Annotated in this window: 5 protein-coding genes and 2 pseudogenes; 5 read left to right on the forward strand and 2 right to left on the reverse strand. The window is 34.3% G+C overall.

What is annotated here, in order from left to right; all coding sequences use genetic code 11:
• Nucleotides 1–44: 44 nt before the first annotated feature.
• A pseudogene (locus tag LB100_RS05715) lies at nt 45–293 on the forward strand (TrbC/VirB2 family protein); the annotation flags it as partial.
• 2 nt (nt 294–295) lie between these two features.
• Here the strand turns inward: LB100_RS05715 and LB100_RS05720 are convergent.
• Together LB100_RS05720 and LB100_RS05725 are read right to left on the reverse strand one after the other, a co-directional pair.
• A complete protein-coding gene (locus tag LB100_RS05720) occupies nt 296–1,294 on the reverse strand; it encodes a pyruvate dehydrogenase complex E1 component subunit beta (RefSeq protein ID WP_456201686.1) in 999 nt (332 codons plus the stop codon).
• A gap of 60 nt (nt 1,295–1,354) precedes the next feature.
• Nucleotides 1,355–3,127: an ankyrin repeat domain-containing protein gene (locus LB100_RS05725; RefSeq protein ID WP_456201687.1), complete on the reverse strand. Its 1,773-nt coding sequence runs from the start codon at nt 3,125–3,127 to the stop codon at nt 1,355–1,357.
• Nucleotides 3,128–3,452: 325 nt separating this feature from the next.
• Here LB100_RS05725 and uvrA point away from each other — a divergent pair, with 325 nt between their 5' ends.
• The 4 genes and pseudogenes from uvrA to LB100_RS05745 form a co-directional block, all read left to right on the forward strand.
• Nucleotides 3,453–6,266 (forward strand): excinuclease ABC subunit UvrA, encoded by a 2,814-nt coding sequence (gene uvrA / locus LB100_RS05730; protein WP_456201688.1) that lies wholly within the window; start codon nt 3,453–3,455, stop codon nt 6,264–6,266.
• 44 nt (nt 6,267–6,310) lie between these two features.
• Nucleotides 6,311–7,015 carry a ComF family protein gene (locus LB100_RS05735; protein WP_264337266.1) on the forward strand — a complete coding sequence of 235 codons (705 nt, stop codon included), beginning with the start codon at nt 6,311–6,313 and terminating at the stop codon, nt 7,013–7,015.
• Nucleotides 7,016–7,509: 494 nt separating this feature from the next.
• On the forward strand, nt 7,510–8,568 hold the full coding sequence (locus LB100_RS05740) for an ankyrin repeat domain-containing protein (protein WP_456201689.1): 1,059 nt from the start codon (nt 7,510–7,512) through the stop codon (nt 8,566–8,568).
• Between the two features lie 305 nt (nt 8,569–8,873).
• Nucleotides 8,874–9,525: pseudogene (locus LB100_RS05745) on the forward strand (26S protease regulatory subunit); the annotation flags it as partial.

Consider the following 9,525-nt stretch of genomic DNA (forward strand, 5'->3'; position numbering starts at 1 on the left):
GGGAAGATGGAATCTAACCATCACAAAATCGCAACTTCGGGTCGCACATATGTAATATTATTGGCTACGTTTGGGGAATAGGTGGACCGCTTATGACCGTAGTGATAATAGGAGCAGCTTTACTTGCAATATTTGGTAGAATGCCGTGGCCTGCTCTTTTCGCCCTCGGTGTATTTTGCGCTGTGTTTTTTGGCGCTAAAACTATTGTCATAAAAGTAATGGGTGGTATAAACTCTACAAATGCCTCTTTTATGGAAGAATGTGGAACGGGAGATAAAAAAAAGAGTCAATAGGACTATTTCTTTCTAAAGCAGACTTGGTGCACAGCTTCAACTATATCTTCCACTTGTGGTAACGCTTTCTTTTCTAGGTTTGCAGCATAAGGTAAGGGGACATCCTTGCCGGTTACCCGTACAACTGGAGCATCAAGATAGTCAAATCCTTGTTCCATAACCACAGCCGAGAGCTCTGCACCTATTCCTGCAAATGGCCAACCCTCTTCTACACTGACCAATCTATTAGTTTTTTTAATAGAATTAATAACAGTTTCAGTGTCAAGTGGCCTTAGGGTTCTAAGATCAATAACTTCAGCTTCTATGCCTTTACCAGAGAGTAAATCTGCTGCATCTAACGCATCCATTAATTTCAATGAGAAAGCAGTAATAGTTACATCCTTTCCTTCCCGTATAACAGCGGCTTTGCCTATCTCAAGTAGATAATCTTTATTTGATAGCTCAGAATCAGGAATCTCATGTTCATGCCCATAAGCAATCTCGTTTTCTAGAAATATTACTGGATTCGGATCACGAATTGCAGCTTTAAGCAGACCTCTGCAATCGGAGGCAAAATAAGGTGCTATTACTTTTAACCCTGGTACGTGCGAATACCAAGATGCAAAGCATTGAGAGTGTTGTGCTGCAACTCTTGCTGCAGCGCCATTTGGTCCACGAAACACTATAGAGCATCCAAGTTGTCCACCTGACATATAATTTGTTTTTGCTGCGGAATTCACAATTTGGTCAATAGCCTGCATAGAAAAATTAAAAGTCATAAACTCAACAATAGGTTTGAGCCCAGCAAACGCTGCTCCAACAGCAAGACCAGCAAATCCATGTTCGGTAATAGGTGTATCAACTACCCTATTTTCTCCGAACTCTTTCAGTAATCCTTTTGTTACTTTATAAGCACCATCATACTCTGCAACTTCTTCACCCATGATAAATACATCAGGGTCATTTTGCATTTCTTCTCTGATTGCTGTGCATAACGCTTCTCTTACACTTAAGCTTGCCATTTGTAAATCTGTAAATTTCAACTGAAATAACTATATCAAAATTACCAGGAAGCGCACAAGTTAAGTTTTACAAGCATCATGTTGCATTGAGCATTGAATACTTACTTCTTTTAATTCAGTAGGTTGCGGTGATAGTGCGTATGTAACTCCACCGACTATCAATGAAGACATCACAGAAGTTGCAATTATCAATAGAATTGGTAATTGGAAGGCTATACTAAAGGCAACACCTACTGTCAACATGATTGCAAAGTTTACAGAAGCAATTTTTAAGAAAGACAGTTGTGCTTTTTCTGTTTTTTCTAGTAATACTTTATTTGCTTTGGTTTTGCTTAATTCACTATTAAGTGTTGTATTCTCGTTTTCCATATCTTTTATTTTTTGCTTTAGTGATTGATTTTCTTCACTGAGTTTATCAAGTATTTCTAACCTGTTTTCATGTTCAACAATGCAATTCTTTAATCTTGTTAGTTCTTTTCGCTCTTCTTTTAATGACTGAACTCCTAACATCTTCACTTTGTCATTATTGCCATTGCTCAAATTTAGCTGATCATTGCTTCTAGTTGTTCCTCCTTCTGTTGATCTAGTTTTTTTCTTCTTCTTTAAATTCCTTTTATTCTTGATTGCTTCTTGAAGAAATTCTGCTATTTTGGTACAATTATTCATATTAGCAATATCTAATGGATACCGTTTCTGGCCATCTTGCACTTCAACATCTGCTCCTTTTTTTATCAGGTACTTTACTATTTCTATATTGTCATGTGTAGCAGCATAATGTAAAATGCTTTGCCCATCTTTATCTTGTGCATTAACATTTGCTCCTTCTTTGATTAGGAATTTTGCTACTCCTAGATCACTACATGCAATAGCAAAATGTAAAGGAGTCCTTCCATCTTTATCTATTTCTTCAACATTTGCTCCTTTTTTTATCAGGTACTTTACTATTTCTATATTCATATATATAGGAGCATAATGTAAAACGCTTCGCCCATCTTTATCGTGTGCATTAACATTTGCTCCATTTTCTACTAGATATTTTACCACCTCTAAGTCATTAGATACAGCAGCATGATGTAAAGAGATTCGTCCATTCTGATCTCGTGTATTGATTTCTCCTCCATCTTCTAATATAGGTTGAACTAAAGTTTCAGATTCATCTTGTTGTTCTTCCTCTTGCAACTTTAGAACCTCTTCTCTTTCTAATGTATCACCTACTTTGTTTATACTGTTTTCAATGATTGAGTCTAAAGAAGTCTGTTCATCATTTCTGTAGTCTTCTGAAGCTTCATTATTAGGCTGCAATAAAGAATATCTTCCACTAGCTTTTCCTCTCGCATCAGCATAAAGTTGTTCTCCTGTCTCTAACATTTTTATTATGATATCTCCATTTTGCATATTACAAACCATAGCTCTTGGAGTTTTGTCTTCACTATTTTTTAATAGAGGATTTGCCCCAGCATCCAATAAAAGCTGTATTATCTCTTGATGACCACGCGAAGCAGCAATGTGCAAAGCAGTTAACTTAGACTTAACTCCATCAAGTTCACGTATTGGCTCATTAATAACTTTTACTCCCTTTTCTAGTAGGAGTTTTACTATTAGTACACTGTCACATTCTACAGCAAAATGTAGCAATGTGTAATTTACAATTTTGCCTGAATCAAGAATACCGAACATCTTATCTACTTTCAAATCGTTATAATTCCTATATAATTCTGAGTTAACATCTCTTAACTTACTTTCTATTCTTTTAAGCAAATTATCCTTATTCAAACCTTCACTCTTACCTACCTCATTTATTATTTCAAAAAACTTCTCCTTCTCTATTGCCATAACCTTTCCCTCTAAATTTATTTTTATCGCTGCATAATCTCACAAAAAAGTTAAATTTATCAAAATTCTATATTTTATATAAAATAAAATTTGCTGTTTCCAAAAATTGGTAAGCATGTTTTTGATGAGATTGTAGAAAACATACTTTTATGACACCATTTGTTGTACGAACTACCTTGGCGAAAACAGATGTTTATATAGTTGTGTGGCAAAATGTTTTGCACTAGTTGTGCTATCTCGTTTTCCGTAATAGTTGAAAAAATTAGTAGAAAGTTGTTGTAAGTTTATGTATTTTGAGGCTGTAATGGTCAAAGGTACATGAAGTATGATCAGAGTTAAAGGTGCAAGAGAGCATAATTTGCAGGGTATTGATGTCAATATACCAAAAAATAAGTTAGTTGTTATAACTGGACTAAGTGGTTCTGGTAAGTCTAGCCTCGCATTCGATACGATTTATGCAGAAGGCCAACGCCGATACGTCGAAAGTCTATCGGCTTATGCACGTCAATTTCTTAATATTCAAGATAAACCAGATGTTGAGTCAATCACAGGCCTCTCTCCTGCAATATCAATTAACCAAAAATCGATCTCAAAAAATCCAAGATCAACCGTTGGAACTGTTACTGAAATTTATGACTATCTACGCTTAATATATGCACGAGTGGGAATACCTTATTCGCCTGTAACTGGGTTGCCAATAACGAAACAGGCTGTATCTCAAATTGTAGATACTATTATAGCATTACCTTTAGAAACTAAAATATATATACTTGCTCCTATTGTGCGTGGCAGAAAAGGAGAGCACTTCAAAGAGATATTGGAAATTAAAAAGCAGGGTTACGTGAGACTAAAAATAGATGGTGAAACATACAATATAGATGACTTGCCTAAACTCGATAAAAACAAGAAACATGATATTTTTGTTATTGCAGATAGAATCTCCATATCAGATGATATAGGAAATCGACTACCAAGCAGTGTAGAATCAGCATTGAGGCTGGGCCATGGCTTAATGTATGCAGAAATAGTGAACTTACCTGATAACCACAATTCCGAGTATAAAAATGGTCAAACTTTAACTTTCTCAGAGAATTTTGCATGTCCTGAGTCTGGCTTTACTCTTGAAGAAATAGAGCCAAGATTGTTTTCTTTTAACAGCCCCTACGGTGCATGCAGTTCATGCAATGGGCTCGGTAAAAAACTAAGTGTTGATGCAAAGCTAATAGTGCCAGATGAAACGCTCTCGATATCTGAAGGTGCTTTAAAGCCAATTGGATCAATATTCCGTCAAGTGCATACAAACTATGGATTGCTAAAAAATGCAATTCTATCACTGGCTGAAAATTGCAAATTTAGCCTTGATGTTCCGTGGAAGAATATAGACCAAAAAGTGAAGGATTTAATACTTTTTGGCTCTAGAGAAATGAAATTTCAAGGTTTGGTCAGTATCCTAGAACGCCAGATGGATTACGATGCATCACTTATTGATAGGTATTGTTCTGTTACTGACTGCAAAGAATGTGCTGGCTATAGATTGAGAAAAGAAGCACTTACAGTGAAAATTGACGAAAAACATATAGGTGAAATATCAAGGCTCAGCATCGATGAATCCCTTAAGTGGTTTGGAAATTTATCAGACAGACTTACAGAACAACAAAGGCAAATTTCAAATAAAATATTAAACGAAATAATCAAAAGGCTGACATTTTTAAAGAATGTAGGGCTAAATTACCTTACACTTGACCGTGAATCTAGCACTCTCTCTGGTGGTGAAAGCCAGAGGATCAGGCTTGCTTCGCAAATTGGCTCTGGTTTAACAGGAGTGCTATACGTGCTTGACGAACCCTCAATTGGCCTTCATCAATGTGATAATGATCGATTAATTGCCACACTTAAAAATCTGAGAGACATGGGTAATACTGTGATTGTTGTTGAACATGATGAAGACACAATAATGGCTGCTGATTATGTGATTGATATTGGTCCTGGAGCTGGCGTGAATGGAGGAAAAATCGTTGCAGAAGGAACACCAGATCAGGTACAAAAAAATTTAGAGAGCATAACAGGACAGTATTTAAGTGGAAAGAAGGAAATTTCAATTTCAAAAAGAAGAAAGCAAACAACTCAGTTCATAAAGGTAGTTAACGCATGTGAGAATAACTTAAAAAATATAAATGTTGAATTTCCTATAGGGAATTTTATTTGTGTTACTGGAATATCAGGAGGAGGAAAATCAAGTTTAGTAATAGAAACACTATATAAATACTCAGCACAGAAGATAAATCATTCATCTGCAAAGCATGGTAAATGCGATAAAATAGAAGGCCTTGAGTATATAGATAAAATTATAGAAGTTGATCAGTCACCAATTGGTAGGACTCCAGCATCAAATCCAGCAACATATGTTGGTATGTTTACTCACATCAGAAATTGGTTTGCAGGTCTCCCAGAGTCGAAGGCACGAGGTTACAATATAGGCCGATTTTCATTTAATACCAAGGGAGGAAGATGTGAAGCTTGTAAAGGTGATGGGCATTTAAAGATCGAGATGCATTTCCTACCCGATGTTTATGTGAAATGTGAGCAGTGTAAAGGACGGAGGTATAACCGGGAAACGTTGGAAGTTACTTATAAGGAAAAATCAATCTCTGACGTACTTAATATGATAATAGATCAAGCATGTGACTTCTTTGAAAATCTTCCAATGGTAAAGGAAAAGTTGATTTCTTTACAGGAAGTGGGGCTTGGCTATATAACGCTTGGACAGTCATCAACAACTTTATCTGGGGGTGAAGCACAACGAATAAAGCTATCTAAGGAACTATCAAAGCGATTTACTGGCAGAACATTGTATATTCTCGATGAGCCAACAACTGGGTTACATTTTGAAGATGTAAATAATTTACTGAAAATACTCCATAGGCTAGTTGATTTAGGAAATACTGTTATAGTTATTGAGCACAATTTACATGTTATAAAAACTGCTGATCACATAATAGATATTGGTCCAGAAGGAGGAGTAAAAGGTGGCAAAGTGGTTGCTGTAGGAACTCCAGAAAAAGTTGCACAGACTCCAGAAAGCGTTACAGGCAAGTATCTTAAAACGTATTTATTAGATCAAGTACCTCTTAATCACTAGATTATGAGGAGTATTTTGAAAGGTATATCTAATATATTTTATTCATGAACCTTCTCTTACTAAAAAAAGCTACAGATCTCATATTTCCAACCGTATGCGTAAGCTGTGAATGTATAATTAATAAAAGTTATGATTTATGTAGTGAATGCAATAAAAAAATCAATTTCTTAACTAAGCATTATTGCAATGTTTGTGGTGTAGTAATTCCAGATAGTTTTTATACATGCGGCAAATGCATCAGTAATCCTCCGCCATTTAAAGTATTAAGATCAGTTTTTGCCTACGATGAACATAGCAAAAATATGATTATAAATTTTAAATTTTTTGATAACTTAAACTACATGAAAGTCTACGCAAAGTGGATGTACAAAGCTAACAAAGACATGTTTCAAAATGCAGAGGTCATAATTCCCATACCGCTACATAAAATACGCTTATTTAAACGTAAATATAATCAAGCAGCATTGCTCGCGAAGGAATTAAGTAAGTTATCTCATTTATCTTATACACCATTTGCAATAAAACGTATTCGTCACACTGTACCTCAAGCTGGTCTTTCACTTAAACAGCGTGAAAAAAATTTGAGAAAGGCTTTTAAAATAAGCAACAGCGAAATTATCAAAAACAAAATCGTGGTATTGGTTGATGATGTAGTAACAACTGGCGCAACTGCAAGGTCTTGCTCTCAGGAAATTTTAAACTCTGGTGCAAAAGAAGTGAGGGTGTTATCGCTTGCAAGAACTATATGAAAATCAGCTTTAAGGTATAATTTTCATTTTTGAAAACTGTTTAGTGTCTTAGTAATAACTTCTATATCATTCCTCTTAAAAAAAAGTCTAGTTATAGTGTATACTGAGTCTATAATTATAGCTCTTTTTCTAATAGTTCGAATAGCTGAATATTCTTTCTGGCTCAATTTTTTATAACAAACCAATGGTTTGATTAAAATCAGGAGAATATGGAGGCAGATATATAACTTCAGCACCGACATTTTTTTATCTCTGGATTATATTAGAAATCGATATTGTACAGTCAACATAAATTTTTTACTTCCGTGTTTTTTCTGTTGTTGTTTATAATGGCTATAGTTACATCACATATTTCTTCCAATTAAATGTATCAGTTATTTATTGTAAATTACTGACTTTTTCAATGGTTTCTTTTTCTAAATAATTCCTAAAAATGTGTTTACTTTTGTTTGTAATTGTGTAGTAACTGCATCGTAAAGTTATAGGAGGTAAAGATGAATTTTGAAAATCTAAAAAAAATATTAAGTGCAATTGATAAAGATGCAAGTGTAAATAAAGATAATGTAGTTAATAAAATAAAAGAGGTATTACAAAGGGAAGATGCAACAGCGTATCAAGAGTGGGAAAGTAAAAATTTTAATGTAAATCATATATTTACCCAAAGTAATCCTTATGCTAAATTTACATTGTTAATTGCAGCTGCTGCAGATAGTTGTAAGGATTTAGTGAATGTTTTATTAGATAGGCATGCGGATGTTAATGTAGAAGATGAAAATAGAGAGACTGCTTTGCATCATGCCGTTTATAGTGGATGTGTAGGTGTAGTAAATGCTCTACTGGATAGAAGTGCGGATGTTGATGTGAAAGATAGAGATGGTCGGACTCCTTTGCATTATGCTACTATATATAACCTCATAGACGTAGTAAATATTCTACTAAAAAGAGGTGCGGATGTTAATATAAAAGATAGAAATGTTTGTACTCCTTTGCATTGTGCCACTAAAAATAACCTCGTAGAGGTAGTAGATGCTCTACTATACGGAGGTGCGGATGTTAATATAAAAGATGAAAATGGTTGTACTCCTTTGCATTATGCTGCTGCAAATGGCTATATGGAGATAGTAAATGCTTTACTAGACAGAGGTGCAGATGTTTATGAGAAAGATAATTTGCAGAAAACTCCTTTGTATTATGCCATTATAAATCACCAAGAAGATACGGTAGAGAGTATAAAAGGGTTTTTAAAAAATAAAGTAGTTCAAGGTAGTGTAGTTGTTGGTGGCTTAGTTGCCATGTTAGGGAATTTTGTAACATCGACGCTTTTTATAACCGAGACAATGGAAATTACATTAACATCTGTTACGGCAGCAATAGCTGTATCTGCATCAACAGCATTAACATCTGGTTATGCTAAATATCTAATGTCAAAATTCGATAACGAAATAAAAGAAATAAAAGAGCGACAAAACGTAATGGAAGGGAGGCAAAGCTTAACAGAAGGGTGGCAAAGTGTAGATCTACAAAGCATATGTATACATAATGCTCTTTCGTAAATTTTTACTTCCGCACTTCTTTAGTGTTGCTTATAATAACTATAGATTTAGATCTTAATTAGAGGCTTTAATTACCTACTTTAAGTTATTGAATTTCTTATCATAGCATCTATCATTCCAGTACCCTGGAATGAAAGAAAAAGAACACTGAATTAAAAATACAACATACCATCTTATATCTTAATACTGCATAATACCTCGATCATAGATTGATTAAGGATGCCTTAAGTTAGTCTTGCTTTACTATGAAAAGCTTGTACTCTTTAAATGTATTATTTATAAATTAACTGTTTATAAGCTAAAATATGTCTAATAGAGCTAATATAACTTTTTTTATAGCTGGTGCTATTGCTTCCCTTACATTAATTACATCTGGAGTTTTTGCTGTAGCTCCTTACGTTGCATTTTTATCTTCAGTTGCAGCTTTAGATGTAGCTTTCCCTATTATTTTTATTTCATTCACGCTTTCTGTGATAGTAATTGCGCTTTCATATAAAATGATTAAACAAAATAAAAAATCTCAAGAAAATTCGAAAGCTGAAGTCGAAGAGCTAAATAAAGAGTCAAGGAAAGAAGAAAATACGCTAGCTCAAATCAAAGAAGAATTAGAAGATGGAAAGGATAAAGAAAATAAATACGGGTTTAGTGGTCTAGAAGAAAAAGTTCATAGAATTTCAGAGAATTTTGTAACGAAAGATGAAGTGAATGGGTTAAAAAAAGAGGTTAGTGATCTTTCTGCAAGGTTAATTAATAGTCCTGCAACAAAAAATGAAGTAGAAGCAAAGCTGAATATGGAATTTTACGCAAAAGATGAAAAAAGAGGGTGGAATACAACATTTAGTGATATTATATTACCAAATGACATAAAAGAAAAATTGCAAGGGATTTGTGAGTTACAAGGCAGAGGATATTATAATGCACCCATTTGTCTAGACCATTTTTTTCAAAGTGATCCGA

The sequence above is a fragment of the Wolbachia endosymbiont of Protocalliphora sialia genome, assembly GCF_053891855.1.

Excerpts from the sequence above, each read along its gene's own strand:
- LB100_RS05720 (WP_456201686.1), bottom strand. The coding sequence starts at position 1,294 with ATGGCAAGCTTAAGTGTAAGAGAAGCGTTATGCACAGCAATCAGAGAA.
- LB100_RS05725 (WP_456201687.1), bottom strand. The coding sequence starts at position 3,127 with ATGGCAATAGAGAAGGAGAAGTTTTTTGAAATAATAAATGAGGTAGGT.
- uvrA (WP_456201688.1), top strand. The coding sequence starts at position 3,453 with ATGATCAGAGTTAAAGGTGCAAGAGAGCATAATTTGCAGGGTATTGAT.
- LB100_RS05735 (WP_264337266.1), top strand. The coding sequence starts at position 6,311 with ATGAACCTTCTCTTACTAAAAAAAGCTACAGATCTCATATTTCCAACC.
- LB100_RS05740 (WP_456201689.1), top strand. The coding sequence starts at position 7,510 with ATGAATTTTGAAAATCTAAAAAAAATATTAAGTGCAATTGATAAAGAT.